The 19,614-nt window shown below is 59.3% G+C and carries 20 protein-coding genes and 1 tRNA gene; 8 read left to right on the forward strand and 13 right to left on the reverse strand.

All coding sequences use genetic code 11. The features are described from left to right. Positions 1-80 precede the first annotated feature (80 nt). Positions 81-863 carry a HesA/MoeB/ThiF family protein gene (locus QNA11_RS14750; RefSeq protein WP_283483617.1) on the forward strand — a complete coding sequence of 261 codons (783 nt, stop codon included), beginning with the start codon at positions 81-83 and terminating at the stop codon, positions 861-863. Here QNA11_RS14750 and QNA11_RS14755 read toward each other — a convergent pair. After that, positions 847-1,200, reverse strand: coding sequence for a RidA family protein (locus tag QNA11_RS14755; protein WP_283483618.1), 354 nt, complete (start codon positions 1,198-1,200; stop codon positions 847-849). The two genes, QNA11_RS14750 and QNA11_RS14755, sit on opposite strands and share 17 nt — an antisense overlap. Positions 1,201-1,332: 132 nt before the next feature. On the opposite strand from QNA11_RS14755, the gene QNA11_RS14760 reads away from it, so the two are divergent. Next, positions 1,333-1,408, forward strand: a tRNA-Phe gene (locus QNA11_RS14760). Between the two features lie 350 nt (positions 1,409-1,758). After that, positions 1,759-2,886: an acyltransferase family protein gene (locus tag QNA11_RS14765; RefSeq protein ID WP_283483619.1), complete on the forward strand. Its 1,128-nt coding sequence runs from the start codon at positions 1,759-1,761 to the stop codon at positions 2,884-2,886. A gap of 63 nt (positions 2,887-2,949) precedes the next feature. On the opposite strand, the gene QNA11_RS14770 is transcribed toward QNA11_RS14765, so the two are convergent. The 9 genes from QNA11_RS14770 to bufA2 all read right to left on the reverse strand — a co-directional run bounded on the left by QNA11_RS14770 (position 2,950) and on the right by bufA2 (position 9,339). Further along, a complete protein-coding gene (locus tag QNA11_RS14770; RefSeq protein ID WP_283483620.1) occupies positions 2,950-3,489 on the reverse strand; it encodes a hypothetical protein in 540 nt (179 codons plus the stop codon). Positions 3,490-4,018: 529 nt separating this feature from the next. Then, entirely contained in the window at positions 4,019-4,543 is a 525-nt protein-coding gene (locus tag QNA11_RS14775) for a TlpA disulfide reductase family protein (protein WP_283483621.1), read from the reverse strand. A 254-nt stretch (positions 4,544-4,797) separates the two neighbouring features. After that, on the reverse strand, positions 4,798-5,283 hold the full coding sequence (locus QNA11_RS14780; RefSeq protein ID WP_283483622.1) for a DoxX family protein: 486 nt from the start codon (positions 5,281-5,283) through the stop codon (positions 4,798-4,800). A gap of 13 nt (positions 5,284-5,296) precedes the next feature. Then, entirely contained in the window at positions 5,297-6,070 is a 774-nt protein-coding gene (locus tag QNA11_RS14785; protein ID WP_283483623.1) for an HvfC/BufC family peptide modification chaperone, read from the reverse strand. A gap of 2 nt (positions 6,071-6,072) precedes the next feature. Next, positions 6,073-6,945, reverse strand: coding sequence for an MNIO family bufferin maturase (bufB, locus tag QNA11_RS14790; RefSeq protein WP_283483624.1), 873 nt, complete (start codon positions 6,943-6,945; stop codon positions 6,073-6,075). Positions 6,946-6,975: 30 nt separating this feature from the next. Continuing rightward, entirely contained in the window at positions 6,976-7,254 is a 279-nt protein-coding gene (locus QNA11_RS14795) for a BufA1 family periplasmic bufferin-type metallophore (RefSeq protein WP_283483625.1), read from the reverse strand. A 121-nt stretch (positions 7,255-7,375) separates the two neighbouring features. Then, positions 7,376-8,167 carry an HvfC/BufC family peptide modification chaperone gene (locus QNA11_RS14800; protein WP_283483626.1) on the reverse strand — a complete coding sequence of 264 codons (792 nt, stop codon included), beginning with the start codon at positions 8,165-8,167 and terminating at the stop codon, positions 7,376-7,378. After that, positions 8,164-9,003: an MNIO family bufferin maturase gene (gene bufB / locus QNA11_RS14805; protein ID WP_283483627.1), complete on the reverse strand. Its 840-nt coding sequence runs from the start codon at positions 9,001-9,003 to the stop codon at positions 8,164-8,166. Before bufB (QNA11_RS14805) ends, QNA11_RS14800 begins: the two co-directional genes overlap by 4 nt. Before the next feature lie 66 nt (positions 9,004-9,069). Further along, positions 9,070-9,339 (reverse strand): BufA2 family periplasmic bufferin-type metallophore, encoded by a 270-nt coding sequence (gene bufA2, locus QNA11_RS14810; RefSeq protein WP_281929654.1) that lies wholly within the window; start codon positions 9,337-9,339, stop codon positions 9,070-9,072. A 1,113-nt stretch (positions 9,340-10,452) separates the two neighbouring features. On the opposite strand from bufA2, the gene QNA11_RS14815 reads away from it, so the two are divergent. From QNA11_RS14815 to QNA11_RS14835, 5 genes are read left to right on the forward strand one after another with little or no spacing between them, the layout of a single operon-like run. Further along, on the forward strand, positions 10,453-12,189 hold the full coding sequence (locus tag QNA11_RS14815; protein WP_283483628.1) for a multicopper oxidase family protein: 1,737 nt from the start codon (positions 10,453-10,455) through the stop codon (positions 12,187-12,189). Between the two features lie 30 nt (positions 12,190-12,219). Next, entirely contained in the window at positions 12,220-12,906 is a 687-nt protein-coding gene (locus QNA11_RS14820; RefSeq protein ID WP_283483629.1) for an SCO family protein, read from the forward strand. 18 nt (positions 12,907-12,924) lie between these two features. Further along, entirely contained in the window at positions 12,925-14,754 is a 1,830-nt protein-coding gene (locus QNA11_RS14825) for a hypothetical protein (RefSeq protein WP_283483630.1), read from the forward strand. After that, positions 14,754-15,422, forward strand: a complete 669-nt coding sequence (locus QNA11_RS14830) for an SCO family protein (RefSeq protein WP_283483631.1) — start codon at positions 14,754-14,756, stop codon at positions 15,420-15,422. Before QNA11_RS14825 ends, QNA11_RS14830 begins: the two co-directional genes overlap by 1 nt. Further along, positions 15,394-17,079 (forward strand): c-type cytochrome, encoded by a 1,686-nt coding sequence (locus tag QNA11_RS14835; RefSeq protein ID WP_283483632.1) that lies wholly within the window; start codon positions 15,394-15,396, stop codon positions 17,077-17,079. Before QNA11_RS14830 ends, QNA11_RS14835 begins: the two co-directional genes overlap by 29 nt. 67 nt (positions 17,080-17,146) lie before the next feature. Here QNA11_RS14835 and QNA11_RS14840 read toward each other — a convergent pair whose 3' ends face one another. From QNA11_RS14840 to QNA11_RS14850, 3 genes are read right to left on the reverse strand one after another with little or no spacing between them, the layout of a single operon-like run. Beyond that, complete coding sequence (locus QNA11_RS14840; RefSeq protein WP_283483633.1) at positions 17,147-18,202, reverse strand: methyltransferase domain-containing protein; 1,056 nt, start codon at positions 18,200-18,202, stop codon at positions 17,147-17,149. 9 nt (positions 18,203-18,211) lie between these two features. Beyond that, positions 18,212-18,898 (reverse strand): NrsF family protein, encoded by a 687-nt coding sequence (locus tag QNA11_RS14845; RefSeq protein WP_255537150.1) that lies wholly within the window; start codon positions 18,896-18,898, stop codon positions 18,212-18,214. Then, on the reverse strand, positions 18,895-19,530 hold the full coding sequence (locus QNA11_RS14850) for a sigma-70 family RNA polymerase sigma factor (protein WP_283483634.1): 636 nt from the start codon (positions 19,528-19,530) through the stop codon (positions 18,895-18,897). The genes QNA11_RS14845 and QNA11_RS14850 overlap by 4 nt, the downstream gene beginning before the upstream one ends. Positions 19,531-19,614 lie beyond the last annotated feature (84 nt).

Raw genomic sequence — 19,614 nt, forward strand, 5'->3', positions numbered from 1 at the left:
CTGCTGTGCCGAGCGAATCGGCGACGAACGCAGCATCGCCGAGCTGGCGCGTTATGCAAGCGCCGTTACAGGAAGACAGAATGAGCCTCTCGCCGGAGGAGATCGAACGCTACGCCCGCCATCTTGTTCTGCGCGAAATCGGCGGGCCGGGCCAGCAGAAGCTCAAGGCGGCGCGGGTGCTCGTTGTCGGCGCGGGCGGGCTCGGCGCGCCCTTGCTGCAATATCTCGCCGCCGCCGGCGTGGGCACGATCGGCATCGTGGACAATGACGCCGTGTCCCTCTCCAATCTGCAGCGCCAGATCATTCACGAGACTTACGGCGTCGGCCGCCTGAAGGTCGAAAGCGCCCGGGAGGCCATCGCCCGCCTCAATCCGCATGTTCGCGTGGAGCAGCATGCGATGCGACTCTCCGAAGACAATGCGCGGGCCCTGATCGCGCGCTACGATTTGGTGGCGGACGGCTCGGACAATTTCGCCACCCGCTATCTGGTTTCGGACGCCTGCTTTTACGAGAAAAAGCCGCTGGTCACGGCCGCTGTCGGCGGGTTCGACGCCTCGCTCACGACGCTGCGCCCCTTCGAGGCGGGGGCGGACGGCGCCCCCAACCCCACCTATCGCTGCCTCTTCCCGGAGCCGCCGCCGCCTGGAACCGTGCCGAGCTGCGAGGAGGCCGGCATTCTCGGCGCTTTGACGGGCGTCGCCGGCTCCATGATGGCGCTCGAAGTGATTCGCGAGATCGTCGGTTTCGGAGAGGGGCTCGTCGGCCGCCTGCTCCTCATCGACACGCTCGCCATGCGTTTCGAGACGTTGCGCTACGCCTGGGACCCCGAGAATCCGCTGTCGGGGACTATTTCGCCGCGATAACGGCGATCTCGACCTTATATTCCGGCGCCACGAGCTTCGCCTCGACCGTCGCGCGGGCGGGCGGGTTCTGCTTGTCGACCCAGATGTCCCAGACGCTGTTCATCTCGGGAAAGGTCGAGATGTCGGAAAGATAGATGGTGGCGGAGAGGATCTTGGCCTTCTCGCTGCCGGCCTCGGCGAGCAGTTCGTCGATCAGGCCGAGGATTTCCCGCGTCTGGTCGGCGACCGAGCCGCCCTTGGTCTTTTCGGCCACCTGGCCCGCCGTATAGACGGCGTTGCCGCGCACGACCGCCTTGCTCATGCGCGGGCCCGCGCCAATTCGCCTGATATCGCTCATAATGCCTCCTCGGGTGTGTGCCGAGGGTTTAGGCGAAGCTCGACCGGCCGGCAAGAAGCGAGAAAAGTTTCGCCCGCCCGCTGGACAAGTGGCGAAGCCCTTTCTATAAGCCCCTCCACGCGCTGCGCGCGCGCCCAGGTAGCTCAGTTGGTAGAGCATGCGACTGAAAATCGCAGTGTCGGTGGTTCGATTCCGCCCCTGGGCACCACTCCCATCCTCCGAAATCCTGCTCTTAATTTAAGGGAGCCCCGCGGGCGCTCCTCTCTTCGCAACTTTCGCGACATTCGAAATGGCCAACGTCAATCCTTGAGCGTCACCGTGCGCGACAGGCCACCGGGTGCGCAGCGCGTCCGAGCGCCGCTGGTTTGTTGCTATCTGCCGATGCGATCTCAACGCCAAAGGAGCGGCGGTTGTCCGTGCTTCGAATGGAATCGAGAATTTACTATTAATGGTGGCCTCCACTTTCTTCGTGAGCGCCTTCGTAACCTCTGCGTGGGCGCCACGCGAATTGACTTCTGAAATTCGCTGTAATTCGCAAGCTCAATTCTGGAGGACCGCATGAACTCAGTTGCGGGAAATTTCGCAGATAACGGGCCAATTGCGCCTGAGCTCGAAATCGGCCCCAATCAAAGCATTCGGGCGGCGATCTTCCTCAGACGTTCCAAACTGGCGGAAGACGCGCGGGTGGATTGGGTCGATTACGCCAAAGGCTTTTGCATTGTGCTCGTCGTTATGATGCATTCAACGCTCGGAGTTGAAAATGCGCTGTCGTCGGAGGGTTTCGTTCACCCGTTCGTCGAGTTTGCAAAGCCGTTCAGGATGCCTGATTTCTTTCTGATCTCGGGCTTGTTCCTTGCCAGGACGATCGAACGGGACTGGCGGTTATATCTCGACCGCAAAGTCCTGCATTTTGCCTATTTCTACGTTCTTTGGCTGACGATACAATTCGCCTTCAAAGCCCCCGCCATCATCGCCCATTCAGACGGCTGGACGGCCCTTCGAGATTATCTGACAGCTTTTGTCGAGCCCTTCGGGACGCTCTGGTTCGTCTATATCCTGTCTGTCTTTTTCGTGACCACGAAGCTGCTGAAGGGCGTGCCGCCGCTCTTGCTCTACGTCCTCGCCGGCGCCTTAGAGGTCGCTCATTTCCACACTGGTGTGCTACTCATCGACGAATTTGCGGCGCGATACGTTTTTTTCCTCACGGGATATATCTTCTCGTCAGAAATCTTTGCTTTTGCGGCGGCGGTTCGGTCTCGCCCGGCGCAGGGATTCTTCGGCCTCCTGGTTTGGGGCGTCCTGAACGGGCTCCTCGTGTCTGTCGGCTATTCGCAATTCCCGTTAGTATCGTTCTTTCTAGGTCTCTTCGGCGCGCTCGCCGTAATTTCAGTCGCTGCGCTCCTGGCGGAGGCGAAGGTCTTGAGCGCGTTCCGCTACTTCGGCCGGCGCTCTATTGCAATCTATCTCGCATTCTTCCTGCCGATGGCGCTGTCGCGCGCTGTTCTGGTGAAAACCGGCGTCATCAGCGACGTAGGCCTCGTCTCGATGGTCGTCACCTGTTCAAGCCTAATGGGCGCACTATCGATCTATCATGCCGCCGAGCGATTGGGTTGGCGCTGCCTTTTCGAGCGGCCGAGAATGTTTCGCATTGCGCCAATCAAAATCGAGCAGTCTTTGGAGACTTGAACAATTGCAAAGGCAATCGGCGGACCGAGCGTCGCAGGTCGGCCCGCCGCTTCGTACTACGGATTACAGAAAGTCAATAACGAAAATACAGTCGAACGCGATCTTGTTCGCGCTTGCAAGCTGGCTCAAATCGACCGCGCCGGAGAGACGGACTGTCGCGGCCTTTCCACGAAACCTGCCGTCGCCAGAAAGAACTTCATTGCTTCCCGGTACGGGGATCGAACCTGTGATGTGCGTCGCGGGAGACGGAGCGGCGGTAGGGCTTACAGGTTGAACCGTCGTGCGGCCGCGCGACACCAGAGTACCCTCGCGGAAATGGAAAATGGTCGTGGCGGTCAGCGATGTCCCATTGCCCTCCGGCGTGAAATCCGACAGGCAGTCGGTCGCGGTTCCAATGATTTCGCCCTTCCGCACGTCGACCAGTTGAAGATCGAAGCAGCTGGCTTGCGTCGAGCCTTGTGGCGTCCTTGGCACAGGCCTTACCTGCCCTATTGCGGCGCCGCGCAAGGCGACGACGAGACTTTTTGTGTCGTCTGCCTGGGCGGGCAGAGCGAGCATAATGCCGGCGGCGGCGAAAAGCCGCGTGAAAAATTGCATATTCATAGGTCCAGTTTCCTTTAGTGGAAGCGGCGACGCAACGAAGATGATTTCGGAAAAGTCGCTGGATGGTTACTGTTGCAATTGCGGAAAGACGAAAGAGATTGCGTCTCGGGAGCGCTACTGGCGTCTCATGCGTAACCTCGGGTGAGATTGCGCGAACCAAAAGTCTGATCGGCGCCGCCCCTCCAAACCCAGCGTCGATCACCGCGAGGATCGCGCTGTCCTTGCGCCTTTACGTTCGCGCTGGTCTTTGAGATGAACGAACGAGATGTCACCTCACGATGAGCGCGTATAGGCATGGATCGCCATCCGAAGCTTGAAAAGACTATTGCTGACGCGGCGCGCGATGTCGCAACCATGATGTCTTGCGGGGCAGGCGCGCCTTGCGGCCGATCTCGGAATGTCCATGACCCCGTCATCCATTATCGCGGGGGGCGGTTTCCTCGGTTGGCCGGGAAGAAAAGCTGTCGACAGACTTATTTCCAAACGCGAAGCACTGCGACAATCCGGTCTGTCCCCCGAAGCCGTAAGTTCATTGCTCTGTGAAATATGTCAGGAACGACATGGCTTCCGGCGACGTCCAATCGACTTCGCCCGTGATGTAACCGACGACCGAACCATTTTTATCTATCACATAAGTTATCGGCATCCCGTAGAGGGTGAACGGCGCATTTGCTTCTGCATCTGCGCGGGCGGCGATCTTTTGCCGGTTATCCAGATAAATGGGGAGTTCGTTCACGTCCATGCGCTGCAGAAACCCTGCGACGGCATTTCTTCCCTGCGTGTCGACGGAGATCGGGACGATTTCGAGCTTGCGAGGATTCGCCTGCGCCCTCAAACGCTGCAGCGAGGGTAATTCTCTTCGACAGGGCGGGCACCATGTCGCCCAGAAGGCCATGAGAATGACTTTTCCTCGGAAAGCGTCCAGTCGCATCGACTTTCCGTCGAGTCTCTCCAAGGAAAGCTGGGGCGCTTCAGACCTCGGTCTGAGTTCGACGAATTGCGAACTATTGGTTTGCAGCGCCGGCATGTCGGCCTGAGCTTGCGCCGGCGACAAGGACAACGCCCCCTCGAGAGCGAGGGCGGCGAGCGCGAAAAGCGCCAGCCAAACCGCATTTGTCATGGATGACCCTCTTGTACATCCACGGCGCCAGCGCATTCGAACTCTCAGGCAGGGAGGCGACGTCGAGAGCGAGCGCTCTCCTGTCGCCACCGCCTGAGAGTCGACGCACGGCCGACGTTTTTGGGGCACGATACCGACCGCGGCGTCGTAATCGGTTTCGTGAGAAGGCGTGGAAAGGTTACGGAAGATCAGGCGCGCCGTTCCCGAAAAAGCAAAAAATCGAGGGAGATTTTTCCGGGACCGCGCGCAACGAGAATGAGCAGCAGCGTCGCCCAGTAGACATGCGCGGTCCACCAAGCGTCGGGATATACGAAAAACTGGATGACCAGCGTCATGATAAGCAAACCCAACGCCGAGATTCTCGTTGCAAGGCCAAGAAACACCAGCAGAGGCAGAATGAATTCGAGCCCCGCTGTCAGCAGAGCGGCTTTCTCGGGCGGAAGAAATGGCAATTTATAATCATTCTCGAACAACGCGACCGTTGCGTCTCGCAGGCTGGTCGGAATCTGAATCGTCATATCGTAGCCGAAATATTCTCCGCCAATCGTTGGTCCTTCAATTTTTGTCTGCCCCGAGATGAAGAAAGGCCGGGCGGCGACAAAGCGCAGAACAAGCGCGAGCACCGAGTAAGGAATCGCGTCCAGATAGTGTGCGATCGAGTGAAACAGTCTCATGGGGGTCTCCGGCTCAACTGTCGGCGGCGGGGAGAAGCGGCTTCAAGGCCACGATCGCGCCAGACGAGATCAACAGCCCGGCGCAAGGGGCGAGGTCGAAGCGCGGCTCCCGCGCTTGCGCAACGGGGGCCGCGGAAGCAAGCGTGTGGCCCTCGGCGAGGGCGCGCATGAAATGAAATCCCCCGGAGGGGAGCCGGTGAACCTCGACGTTCCGATATGGACGAACAATCAGCGCATCTTCCGCCACGGAAGCGTCCAAAGTTTCGACCTCGGCGTCGAAGCTGTTCGTGAGCCAGATCGATACAATCGGATAGCTGGATGACCGCAGAAACAAGGAAGGATGCAACCGCAGCCGGGATCGGGCGATCCGCTCTCCGGACAGGGCGAGAAGATCCTGATTTGAAATCGGCGTTGCATCCTCTGCATCGCCAGAACGCGCAATGTCGAACTCCAGCCGGGCGACATCCGGAAGGTAAGGCAACTCGAGAGCTGGATCGAATGCCGCGACGAAATCGGGGAAGGAGACGCCATATTCCGAGAGCACCGGAGACGCCGGAGGCGAACGCCTTATATATTCCTGCGCCATGCCTCTAAAGAAATCGTCGCCTACGAGTCTGCGGCAGACGGGGAACTGGGCTTCCAGCGCATGTATGAGGCTGGAAAACACGTTGTTGCGATAAACCGCGAAACGGCGCGTGGCATCGGGCGCCTCGAGGGGCTGCGGAGGCCGGGCGTCGGGATCGAGCAACGCTGCCGCGAATGGCCCGGCATGGTCGAAAGAACGCATGGTCAGGCGCGTCCTCTCGATGGCGCAGTAAGAGTTCGAGCGTTTTGCAGGATGGTCCTGGCGCTTTGGGCTTCGTTCAAGAGCGTCGCCCATTCAGGGACGTCGTTGTCCCATTCGATCACAGTCCGAACGGGTCCGCGCTTCGCCAGCACGCGCTCGTAAAGCCGCCATACGGGCTCCGGGACCGCCGAGTTGTGTGCATCGATCAGGAGCAGGTCGCCGTCTTCGTTCGGCGACTCCGCATATCCGGCGAGATGAATTTCCTCCACCGCAGACATCGGAAAGGCGTCGATATAGGCGTCAGGGTCGAAGCAATGATTGCACGCGCAGACAACGACATTGGTTACATCGAGCAATAGGCCGCAACCGGTAAGCCCCGTAATTCGCCTGAGGAACTCCGTTTCGGCGAACGGCGAGTCTTCGAAGCGGCAGTAGGTCGCTGGATTTTCGAGGAGTATGCGCCGCTTCAACGCGTCTTGAACCATCTCGATGTTGGACGCGACGCGGTGAAGCGTTTGGCTCGTATAGGGCAGGGGAAGCAAATCGGCGAAATACCGCCCCGCATGTGACGACCACGCGAGATGCTCGGAAAACAAATGCGGCTGAAATCGATCGACGATGCGGCTCACGCGTGCAAGATGCTGGCGGTCGAGGGGATCGAGCCCGCCAAGCGACAATCCCACACCATGCAGGGAGAGGGGATAGTCGCGCCGAATGCGTTCGAGCTGAGCAATTCGTGCGCCGCCGGCGCTCATATAATTTTCCGCGTGAACCTCGAACATGTCGACGCAGCCTGGCGCATCAGCGATATCGTCGGCGTGCTGCGGTTTGAAGCCGACGCCGACGCTGCACGCGCCGGATTCCACCGAGTCCATCGTTTTCCCCGTTCCACGACGTCGGAATCGTCAATTGGCGATGGGGTCGAGGCTGCCCTTTCCCTTGGGCGTGACAATCGAGGTGCAGGTTCCCTTGGGAACATATTTCCAGGCGTCGCGCTGATAATTTTTGGTCGCTGATCCCGCGCAACTGGAGCCAGGACCCGCCGCGCAATCGTTCTTTCCTTTCAACGACACGCCGTAGCATTTTTCCTGCTCGATCTTGGCGCTGGCCGAGTCGATCGACGACAGCGCCGTCGCGAGCGCGCCCGCAACGATCAACATTGTGCAGGTGCGATTATCGTTCATTATTTCCTCCTCTACGGGCCTCAGCGACCCGTTCGCATCAGATTGTCTCACTCCTGTTCTTCGCGCCTCGATGCGTGAAAGTTACCAAACGAGCGGCGCCGCACTGAGAGAGATCGTCACGTCACGGCTCGACGCTGATATTTGTAATCAGCCCGTTTTCGACCCAGGCGGAGAGGAAGCCCGCAATCAGGTGGCTGACGTCTTCGCCGTTGAATTTGAACGACAGGAGCGAACAGACGTCGGAAAATTTCTTTCCTAGCATCGCCTCATTGAGGGCGAGGCGTTCATCGGGGCCCAGGACGCAATGGAAAACCTCATATTCGCGCCGCCAAACTGCGACCACATCTTTTTCGGCCCGATCGGCCGTCCCGAGCGCCTCCAATTGGTCTCGCAATGATTCATATAGCGAGACGGTTCCGTGTTCGAGGTCGAGCAGGGTCAGGCTGGGATGGAACGAGAAAACGACATTCGGCCAGAGGTCCACGTCGATCTGATGAAGCGCCTCAAAGTTCGAGGCCGCCGCATCGGCCGCATCGAAAGCATCCGCGAGCGCGCGCTCAAATCGCGCGAGATCGCAAGAACGTGGATCAGCGCTCCAAGATTGCGAGCTGAGCATGAATTCCGGCAGACCGCTCGCATACCATCGCGCATTGCGATGTGACGACGGCCTCGACAAAACGTATTCTTCGACAAGGCGACCAAAGCGGTCATCGCCGAGATGGCGACGCAAGATGGAAAAATCTGTTGCGATGAATTCCGCCAGGCGCAGGCGGTAGGCGGTGTGGTAGACGCCGAAAGCTGCCGCGCGGTCTATCCGCTGCGGCGGCGCTATGAATCCAAGCTCGCTCGCATCCGGTTCTTCAGGCTGGAGAACCGCTGCCTGAAAGGCTCTCTGGAAAGAAAGGAGACTCACGCGAGGACCTTTTCCGAGTCGACCGATGCCGCGATCCCTCGCATTTTTTCCACCTCTCGCATCAACTCCTCGAACGGAGGGAATTGATCGTCCCGCTCGATCATCGACGAAACGTCGCCAAATCTATTCCGGGCGTGCGCGTACAGCTCCCAGACGTCTCCGCAGACGGGGTGATCGTGCGTATCGACCTTGTGGGTGACGTAATCGCTGTGACCAGCGAGGTGTATCTGCTGGACGCGATCCGCCGGAAGCGTGTCGATATATCGGACCGGATCGAAGCCATGATTGAAGGAGGAGACAAACACATTGTTGACGTCGAGCAGCAGGAGGCAATCTGCGCTTTCGGCGAGTTCGGTTAAAAATTCATGCTCGCTCATCTCGGACCCGTCGACCGAAACGTAAGTGGACGCATTCTCGACGAGGATCCTTCGGCCCAAAAAATCCTGTACGCGCAGGATGCGCTCAGCGACGTGACGGAGCGTTTCGGACGTAAATGGAATTGGCAGCAGGTCATGCAGATTCGCGCCGTCGACGCCTGTCCAGGCGAGGTGATCCGAAATCCAGGCGGGCTCTATCCGCGTAGCGAGCGCCTTCAATGCGGTCAAATAATCGAAATCGAGCTGATCGACGGAAGCCAGAGACATGGAGACGCCATGCATCACGATCGGGTACGAGGCTCGAATACGATCGAGAATCACGAGCGGACGCCCGCCCGGAACCATGTAATTCTCCGAGATGATCTCGAACCAGTCGACCGCCGGATTGCGCTCCAGAATGTCGGGATAGTAGATCGGCCGCAAACCGAGCCCGAAGCCGAGCGAGCGAGGCGTCGTCACGTCGTTGACCATTCCGAGATTGTGGGGCGGGACGCGCGCGATTTCTCGCCGGTCCCGCCAGGACCATTACATCGTCTGAACCGTGCCGCCCTTGGCTTCACACGCCTTCGCGGATTTCGCCGGCAGCCAGCCCTGGCCCTTGCATGAATTCATGCCTTTGCACGAGCTGCTTGCCGTCTTGCAGGCGCCCATGCTCTTGCAGTTGTTGATGCCGGCGCAATGAACGGGCTCGGCGGGCGCCTTCTTGGCGAGCGCGCTGGACGTGGCGACGCCGCTGGCGGCGAGCGCAATGGCGGCGGCGGCGAGGGTCGCGCCCGAAAGGATGTTGGTCTTCATCGTCTTCCTCTGTCGTGGAGATTATACGCGCGTGTAAGCGCTTCGCTGCTACTCGACTACGCGGTTCAATTCGCAACGGACGAGCCGAAAGTTACATGCATCATGGCGCAAGGCGTCGCCTTCTCGCGCAGGTTGAAATACAACCTTTGGTGGGTTGAAGGTCTGTCGATTTCAGAAATAATTATTACGGGGCGTCCCCTTAGGGGGAAATCGAGGGCATTACTCACCGAAAATCATCATTTGAGAGAATGCATTCGCGTCGCGCATCGCGGCGGGGTGTGCGCGGACGCACGTCTCCGACTTCACAAAGCTTACATTTCTCCCGGGTGCGGTGATCGCGCGCGGGCTGGGTAACCTGGTTGCACATGGTGTCGCCGGGCGCTGGTTCCTTACGTCTGAAAAGCAGTAGCGGACGCGAAGACATAATGTCTTTCGTCCGAATACATAGCTATTGTCTTCGCTTGCGGTCGATATAGTTCCGACAAATACTGATCGTGACAGAAGATCGATAATTGTGAACTTGACTAAGCTGCAGCCGTGCTTTTTTTACTGTGCGGGCGGCAATGGAGGGGCTGAACATGGTAAACCAACGCGATGCATTAAAATTGGGGCTCAACGCCGCCGGCGCGGGAATTGTCGCGCAAGAAGCGCGAGCGGTTCCGCAAAGCGGCCTGCTTTTTCGCGACGGCTATGTCCCGGGCTTTCAGGCGCATCCAGGTCCTCATCGGGCGCCCGCTTTGGGGGGGCGAGGGGCATTACTCACCCAAAAATAATAATTTGAGAGAATGCATTCGCGTCGCGCATCGCGGCGGGGTGTGCGCGGACGCACGTCTCCGAATTCGCAAAGCTGACATTTCTCCCGGGTGCGGTGATCGCGCGCCGGGCTGAGTAACCTGGCCGCACGCAACGTCGCCGGGCGCTGGTTCCTTACGTCTGAAAAGCAGTAGCGGACGCGAAGACATAATGTCTTTCGTCCGAATACATAGCTATTGTCTTCGCTTGCGATCGATATAGTTCCGACAAATACTGATCATGATAGACGATCTACAATTTTGTACTTGACTAAACTGAGATGATGCTTTTTTGCTGTGTGGGGCAATGGAGGGGCTGAATATGGTAAACCGACGCGATGCATTAAAATTGGGGCTCAGCGCCGCCGGCGCGGGAATTGTCGCGCAAGACGCGCGAGCGGTTCCGCAAAGCGGCCTGCTTTTTCCCGACGGCTATGTCCCGGGCTTTCAGGCGCATCCAAGTCCGCCTGCGACGCCTTTCGTGGCGCCCTTATATGTTATGCCGACCGCGCAGCCAGTGTCTGTCGGCGCCCTGGGCACGCCGCCGGATCCGGCGCGGCATCAGCGCTACAACGAGTTTCTTCCCAAGAAATTCTACAAGCAGGTGCTCACGGAATTTAAGTGGGTCTATCATCCGGAAGGTCCGTATTCGAACGGCTCATGGGCATACGGGTTCAATGGCGCGACGCCGGGCGAGACTTTTCACGCCCGTTACGGCGAGCCGATCTTCGTTCGTCGCGTCAATAATCTGCCGCCGGTCGGAGCGGGCAAGATTTCATTTGCGCTGCCGTCGAGCACAATCCACGTGCACAACGGCCATACGGCGTCGGAGAGCGACGGCAATCCGGCCGACTTCACGTTCCCCGGCGAATTCTGGGATCACCATTATCCCAATATCTATGCCGGCAACGATCCGCGCGAGGCGCTGAGCACGCTCTGGTATCACGACCACCGGCTCGACTTCACGGCGACGAACGTCTACGCGGGCTTGTCGGGCTTTTATCTGCTGTTCGACGAAAGGGATTCCGGCAATGAGCGGGATCCGAACCCTAAGGCTTATCGACTGCCGAGCGGCAAATACGACGTCCCGCTGATCCTGCACGACGTGCTGTTCAACCAGGATGGCCAACCGATATGGGACTTCACCGGCGCACATCCGATCACCGATTCGCACGAACTGGGCGGCTACGTCGGCAATCAAGTTTACACCAACCACGGCATGCTCGGTGACCGCTTCACGGTTAACCGGCGCATCCAGCCCTACTTTCAGGTCGAACGACGCAAATACCGCTTCCGTCTTTTGAATGGCGGTCCGTCGCGTCTCTACAAACTCTATCTGACCAAGCAGGGCAAGGACGCGATCCCCTTCGTCGCGATCTCGAATGACGGCAATCTCCTGCCGCAGCCGATCCTGACGGACAATGTCGATCTCTGGGTCGCCAATCGTTGCGATATCATCGTCGACTTCTCGAAGTTCAACGCCGGCGACAAGATCTATCTGACGAACCGCCTCGGCATGCGAACAGACGGCGCTGGTCTTTCGGGCCATCTGCTGGATCAAGGCGACCTGATCATGCGCTTCGACGTCGTCGGCCCCATGGCCTTCGATCCGAGCCGCATTCCCGACGAGTTCCGTGAGCTGCCGCCGATCAACCTCAAGGACGTCAAGCGCGAGCGCCTGTTCGTCTTCGACTACGACAACGGTCTCTGGACGGTGAACGGCAAGCTCATGGTTCCGAGCCGCATCGACGCCGCGATCGAGCAGGGCACGGCCGAAATCTGGACAATCCGAAACGGCGGCAACAACTGGTCGCACCCGATCCACACACACTTCGAAGAATTCCAGATCATCGAAAGGAATGGAAAGCCGATCGCGCCAGGCTCCATGCTGAACGCCCGAAAGGACGTTGTCGAGCTCGGACCGGGCGACGAAGTCAAGTTCTATGGCCACTGGCGAGACTTCCTCGGCAAATATGTCATGCACTGCCACAACGTCGTGCATGAGGACCATTCCATGATGATCCGCTGGGACATCGTGAAGCCCGGCCAGGGCTTCTGATCCGCCAGCAACAATTCCAAGGAGAGTTAGATGAACGAGAGGCGTAAATTCCTCGCGGGGCTGTCGCTCGCGGGTTTGCTGCCTGCCGTCAACGCCGCGCAGGCCATGACGACCGGGCAGGAGAACGAGCATGTCCATAGCGGCGTTCAGCTCTATGGCCGCAGCCAATTGCCGGAAACGGCCGTCGAGACGCACGACGGCCGCAACGTGCAGCTCTACGGCGATCTCATCCGTAACAAGGTCGTCATGATCAATTTCATGTCGATCGCGAACGAGGAGAGTTTCCCCATCACAGCGAGCCTCGCGAAAGTCGCGAAGCTGCTCGGCGACCGGATGGAAGAAGAAGTTCGGATCATCTCCATAACCGGCGATCCTGAAAACGATACGGTGGAGCGTCTCGCGGCCTTCGCCGAAAAATTCGGCGCGCCAAAGGGCTGGACCTTCGTCCGCGCGCCGAACGGCGGCAATGCGGCTTACGCGTCGCGCCTCTATAGGCATGGCCGGGATCCCTCTCGTCCCGCCTCCGTCGATCTCGTTCACTACGGCAATGACGCTGTTGGCTTGTGGGCCAGCTTCCCGGCCTTGATCGCGCCGGACGACGCGCTGTGGCGGGTCAAGTCGGTCATGAATGGAAAGCCGGTGACGGGCGAACTCGTCCAGGCTGGTCCGCGTCGCCTCGACGAGGACGGACCTTCCTTCAACAATCGGGCCATTTGAAGCGATCGGAGCAACGTCATGAAGTGGAATTATTCACCCAAGGTGACGATCGCCTCGACGGCGATCGCCCTTTTCCTCGGCGGTTCGAGTTTTGCGCAAGTGCCGCCCCCGCCGGATAGCCGCGTTCCTAATCCTTTCCCGATGCCTTCGAGCTACACGCGCATCGACTCGGCAGATGGAAAGACGACGACTTTCATTACGCCGGAAGGGCCTTTCCCGAAGTCGGATCCGTGGGTCAATCCGACGAATCTTCTCCCCACGCGCTATGAAAATGTGAAAGGCGCCGACGGGAACGAAATTCCAAACACACTGTCGTCTACGCCACAGCATCCCTACAATCTTCACCCCGATCCGGTGATCACGCCGATAAACAAGACATCGCCTACGGACGACCTCGCGGGGATTTTCAATGCCTGGCGCCGGAAGGACAATCCTGGACGGGGCGACGACCGCGGCCACGGCGACGACAAACACCCTTATTCGCCTTCGGGCTTCAAGCAGGCGGACGTCCAGCGCGCCCTCGACATTCTCGAGGGAAATCCGATCTCGGATCGGGCCTATAGCGGCATCCCCATGATGCACTATGATGGCCCGAACAAGGTGAAGAAGGTTATCCCCGTCAAGGACGCGAATGGCAAGGTCATTGGCGGCAACGTCCATGTCCATCAGGTCTGGTTCGATACGCATATCGAGTCGGACACCGCGTTCATCGACCCGTCGGACGTCCTGGATGTTCCCTTCACCGTCACTTACACGCTCGATACGCTGAATCGAGGCCGCGAGGATTTCGCGCCGATGCAGATGTATGTCGATCCGTCGGGCGGCAATGGCGCGATCCCGCTCGTCACCATGGATTTGACCTTCTTCCCGATGGAAGACGGCACACGCACGGTGATTCCGCTGTCCATGGCGCCGGGCAAGAACTTCAACCTTACCTACCATTGGGGTTGGCGCCGGCATCCCCCGCGCGTCGAGGTGCAGGAAAACGCCCTCAAGGTTGCGATGGGCCGCACGCTCGTGCAGTGGGAAACCGACACTTTCGGCGAAAACCCGCGCGCGAGCCAGGCGGCAAAGGAAGCGGCGATCGGCATGATCGGCGACCTCGCCCCGTCGAAGCGCATGTGGAAGGCTTTCCGCAAGCTTCAGCAGGGTGGATTCAATCCCTCGGTCATCGCAGAAGCCGAGCGCGCCTTCTTCCAGTGGCAGGATCGTAACGCACTGCCGGATGGCGTGACTGAGGATCCGAACGCGGACATGACGTTGTTCTATGCGGACAATACGATCTACGGCCACCAAAAGGGGATCGTCGTCAACAATCAAGCCCAGCCGATTCTGGAGAAGTGGCATCTGCGCGGCGCAGAGGTGAAGGTCAAGCTGATCAATGGCGACTACTTCCCCCATGGCTATGTCGCGGTCGATTTCGGCGGCATGCGCGGTTGGGAAAACACGTTCCAAAATACGTTGCCGGTGAACGGCGCGGGCGCTTTCTTCACCTTCGGCCGCGCCTGGTGGGAGATGAACACGCCGACTCCGGTGCTTGTCCCCGCCGCTACGCCGGGCCCTGCTTCGCCGGGACCGCGCTACAGGACGTCGGAGGAGGAAACGAAGGAGCTCGACGAGATCAAGCCGGAGATCTTCGCGCACCGGAATCTCTGGCAGCGTGAAATGGATCCCGAGGGCAAGACGGTTCACCGGGGTCGTTTGACGCCGAGCTACCCGGTGTCCAACGGGGACGTGCTGGGCGAGCATACAGTGATCCTGAAGCTCAATTACGAGCCGTCGCTTCGCTTGCGTCTTTACCAGTTCGATCCACTCCATCACGAGCAGGCAATCTGGTCGATCCATTAATGAAAATGCAGGCGCTGGAACTACCGGCGCCTGCCCGGCAAGAGGCGACGATGGCAAATTTCGGTATCGCCCCCCGCCTTCCTATATGGGTGGCGCTTTCTGTTTCGCTCTCTCTCGTAACATTGGCTGGGTCGCGCGCCGCCCAGCTTGATACAGGGATCGTTCGTAGTGAATTGCGTTTCGTCGCGCCCGAAATCACCCTGACGGACGACGCCCGGCGCCCCGTGCGTTTGGATCAGCTTCTGGCTGAGCGCCGACCGGTCATTGTTCAGTTCATTTTTACGAGCTGCACGACCATTTGCGGCGTCCTCACCTCGACTCTGGCGGCGGCTAGGAACGAGTTATCGGCGATAGGCGGCGACTACCAAGCTATTTCGATCACGATTGACCCCGATTACGATACGCCCGAGCGGCTGCATGAGTTTGCTGGGAACTTCCCGCTCGACGACCACTGGAGGCTGCTGACGGGACGCAGCGACGACATTGCGCGGGTGCTTGCGACCTTTGACGCACGCTTTGCTAATGATGCAAAAGCAAACCATCGCGCTTACACTTATCTCCGCGGGGCTCCCGATCAGCCTTGGGTCCGCATTGAAGGACTCATCAACTGCAAGCAGCTCGTAAGCGAGTACCGATCCGTTGTCGAAAACGCCCACCACCTACATTGAGCGCGCCGCGCGCGCGATTTCGGTAATCCTGTCGTTCGGCGCACTCCCGCCTTTGGCGATCGCCGGGGAGCCGGCCCCAGACGCCGCTCTCGGCGAACGCCTGTATTTCGAAGGGCGGAAGGCCGACGGCTCGCCGCTCTTGGCAAAAACGCAGAGCGATGTGCCTTTGCCTGGTTCGCGCGCGGCTTGCGTCACCTGCCATAGACCGAGCGGATTCGGAACCAGCGAGGGCGGCTATTTCGTCCCTCCCATCAACGGCGCGACGCTGTACAGCGAACGGAAACTCGACCGCGGACGTTTCCTTCTCAATCGCTTCGAGCAGGCGCAACCGCAGCGCTATCGCGCGCGCCTCAGCCAGCCGCATATGCGGCCTGCCTATGATTTCGATACGCTCGGACGCGCTTTGCGAAATGGCGTCGACGCGGCGGGGCAAGAGCTCGATCCCATTATGCCGCGCTACGAGCTTTCGGACGCCGATGTAGCGAATCTTCAGGCCTTCCTGAAAAACCTCTCGGCGAAAATCGATCCTGGCGTCACTGACGAGGAGCTTCATTTTGCGACGATCGTCAGTAAAGATGCGGCGCCACAAGACCGCGCCGCCATGCTTTCTGTCATCCAGGCGTATTTCGATTGGGCGAACAAGAATTCCGGCGGAGAACGCAGCCGAGAAGGATTTTCTCCCTACCATCAATCCGAACTCATCTCCGCAACACGCAAATGGCGTCTGCATGTTTGGGAGCTCGACGGAGCGCCGCAGAGCTGGCCGGAGCAGTTGGAACAAAAATATCGAGCTCAGCCCGTCTTCGCGCTCGTTTCCGGACTGGCGCCCGTCTGGGGCCCGATCGCCGAATTTTCCGACAGCCAGAAAATTCCCGCTCTTTTTCCCAATACGGAATTGCCGGGAAACCGCAAGGATAGTCGGACCTTCTACTTCACTCACGGCCTCGAGTTGGAAGCGAAGGGTCTCGTAACGTTTTTCTCGCGCCGCACAGGGGAAAAGAAGCGGGTTCGGCAAATTGTCGGCGAGGGGCCTCTCGCGGCCGAGCCGGCCAAGGTTTTCGAGCAAGGGGCGCGCGCAGCGGGCGTCGACGTGGAGACGATCGCCGCGGCGGATAACATTGCTGGCCGTCGACCGGCGTCGAATGGCGCGATCGACGCCGTCGTCCTGTGGCCCGGACAAATGGACGATGAAAAGATCGCGTCCTTGTTGTCTGTTTCGCCTGCCGCGACTCCTCTTTATCTACCTTCACACAAACTGGATTTCGCGAGAAGCAAATGGGCGCAGCCTTTCGCAGACCGTCTCTTTTTCGTTGACCCTTACGAGGTCGATGTCGGGTCTCATCCTCTATCCTTCCGCGTACGCGCATGGATCAATACGCGTGGCGTTCAAATCACCAATCAAACGCTTCAGTTCCAGACATATTACGCCCTGTCGCTCCTCGACGCCGCGGTTGGGCGTCTCAAGACGGACTTCTTCCGCGACTATCTTGTCGAGAATATCGAGCACGAAGCGGAGGGAGATCTGAACCCGGGCATATTCCCGCGTCTTTCTCTCGGTCCCGGACAGCGGGTCGCTTCTCACGGCGTTTTCGTCGTGCGGACCTCGCCGGACAGAAATGATGCGGTCGAGCCTGTCGGAGACTGGATGATTCCATGACAAGCGGCGGCGAAGCTGCGCTCCCGGCGCGCTTCGCATCGCTTCCAAAGGCGCTGCGACTATACGGTCAACAGCACGCCCCCGATGAAGCGCTCTTGCCGGCGCTATCCGGGCCGAACGGGGTATTTGCGCCGCAACCCGGAAAGATGCCGAAATGGCGTGAGAAATCCCCGATAAAGCCGAAATGGTTTGCGAAGCGGCTTTCGGCGAGCATCCGCCAGCTATTGCCGCAGACCGGGAAAATGCGTCCCTTTTCGAATTTGTGATGTTCGTCGAGCTCGAACACATGCGGCGCATCTGGAACGCCGCCCTTGTAGATCACGGCCTGCCCGTAATCTTCACAGGCCGGTTCGAGACCCTCGATTTTGAACAGACGATAAGTCGCGGAATAAAAGCGCGCATTACCGATCTTTTGCTCGATCTGGGGATCGGCGATTTCCAGCGGTCGACTTGTCACGAGGCGGGGATCGCCGAAGCCGGCGGCCTTTGCGAGGGAAAGAAAATCTCCCCAATAAAGCGCGCCGCCGAGACATTCTCCATAGATCACGGGGTCGGCGCGGAGGGCCTCGTCGAGACGGCGATCGGCGTAGACGTCTGCGAAATAAAACTCGCCGCCCGGCTTGAGCAGCTTGAATGCGCCTCTCAGCACTGCAAGTTTGTCGATGGACAGATTGACGACGCAGTTGGAGACGACAACGTCGAAAGTTCCGGCCTCCAGGCCCAGAGCATCGAGCGTCTCGATATATCCGCGCACAAATCGCACATTGCTGCGAGGAAAGTCGAACTTCGTCCTGTGCCATTCGACATGAGCATCGGCGACGGCGAGCTGCTCGGGGGTCATGTCGACGCCGACGACTTCGCCGTCTGGGCCGACGAGCTGCGCAAGCGCATAGACGTCACGACCGGAGCCGCAACCGAGATCGAGAACGCGGCGCCCGCCCAATAGCTCGGGAACGACGAGCCCGCAGCCATAATATTTCGCGAGCACTTCCTCGTGGATATTGGCCAAAAGCCCCTTGACCCGCTCGGGCATGTTGTCAGATGTGCAACAAGCCTTTGTCCTCAGATCTTCCGAGCCTTTCAGGGTTTTCCCGTAGTAATCCTTGACTGCCTGAATCTTCATTTGCTCGCCTCAGCAATGAGAGATCGTGTCGTTCTCAAGCGCAGTCAATTCTGCGGTTCGCCAGTAGAGAAGCCGACGACCGAACAGCGCAGCGAAGGCAGATAACGCAATGACCGAGCCGAACTGCCAGACGAGAACCATTATGGCGGACTCCTGCCTGTGGACCAAAAGCATCGCGGCGGCGCTCAGCGACGTGGCGGCGAGCGCCGAGAGACCGGTCGTCAGGTGAGGCGCAATCGGCGCGCCCCGTCTGACCATGACGAAGATCAGCACAGCCGGCGCCGCGCTTGCCGCCGCGATTTTCCATACGCAACTGATATCCAGGTTGAGATGCAGCGCCCGGATTCCGGACAGGGCGATCTCGCGCTGGCATCCTTCGCCGATAAACGCAAGCCACAGAGCGAGGAAGGGGAAAGGCGCGAGACGCTCCCACAATGGCCGGCCGGGGCAGGTCGAACAGAAAGCAGCCGCTCCGGCCATCATGCCGGTCAAGACAGCGGCCGCCAATTCGATCATAAATCGCGGTTCTCTAATTCGAACGGATAAATCTTGTCGTAGCCCCACGACAAAAACCATGGCCCCCATGAAGGTGAGGGACAGAAGAAACCAGACAGCCGTCCGGACGAAGGGGTGCGGTAAACGGCGCACGGGCAAAGCGCCGCGGGCTAGCCGACGAATGAGCTCTTCGGTATTCATCGCTTCGAGCTCTCTTTTTTCAGGTAGTCGCGCATTGTCTTTATCGCCCGGTGGACGCTGACTTTCAGCGAGGCCACGCTCCTGCCGGTCGCGACCGAAGCCTCCTGGAGCGATAGACCTCTTATTTTCATTAGCTCGATCGCCTCACGTTGTCCGTCGGGCAATTGCGCCAGCGCGCGCCGCAAGAATTCCTGGTCATCTGAGACCTCCTGTTCGCTCTTCGCGTCATCCCCCGAAAAGGTTTCTGGCAAGACATCCACCGTGGTCTCATGCGCGCTTCGTGCCGATTGCCGCCTCAGAGCGTCGATCGCTCGGCGTGCGACGATCGTCATGAGCCAAGGCATAAAAGGACGTCCCGGATCGTAGGTGTGCCGGACGGTGTGGATCGAAATCAAAATTTCCTGAACAATATCTTCGACGTCCGATGCGCCGGGTCGCTTGTAGGCGACCGATCGTCGAAGCAAGGGAAGCATCTCGGTCAAAAGCGTCGCATAGGCGGTGTTGTCCCCCTCTTGTGCGGCGCTCATCAGCGTCCGCCACCGCGCCTCGCGCGCCGTATTCGCGCGGTCGTATCTCTCAGTCGGCATGCGATTGTCACCCTCGGAATAGAGCTTCGGCGTCGTCAGGCGCACGCTCTCCAGCCCGGTATCCACGCCCTCATAGCAGCTTTCGGCGTCCGATTGGGTGGCGAAGTCAGCTAATTATCGGATTGGCCC

It is taken from the genome of Methylocystis sp. JR02 (genome assembly GCF_030063565.1).
Taxonomy (GTDB): Bacteria; Pseudomonadota; Alphaproteobacteria; order Rhizobiales; family Beijerinckiaceae; genus Methylocystis; species Methylocystis iwaonis.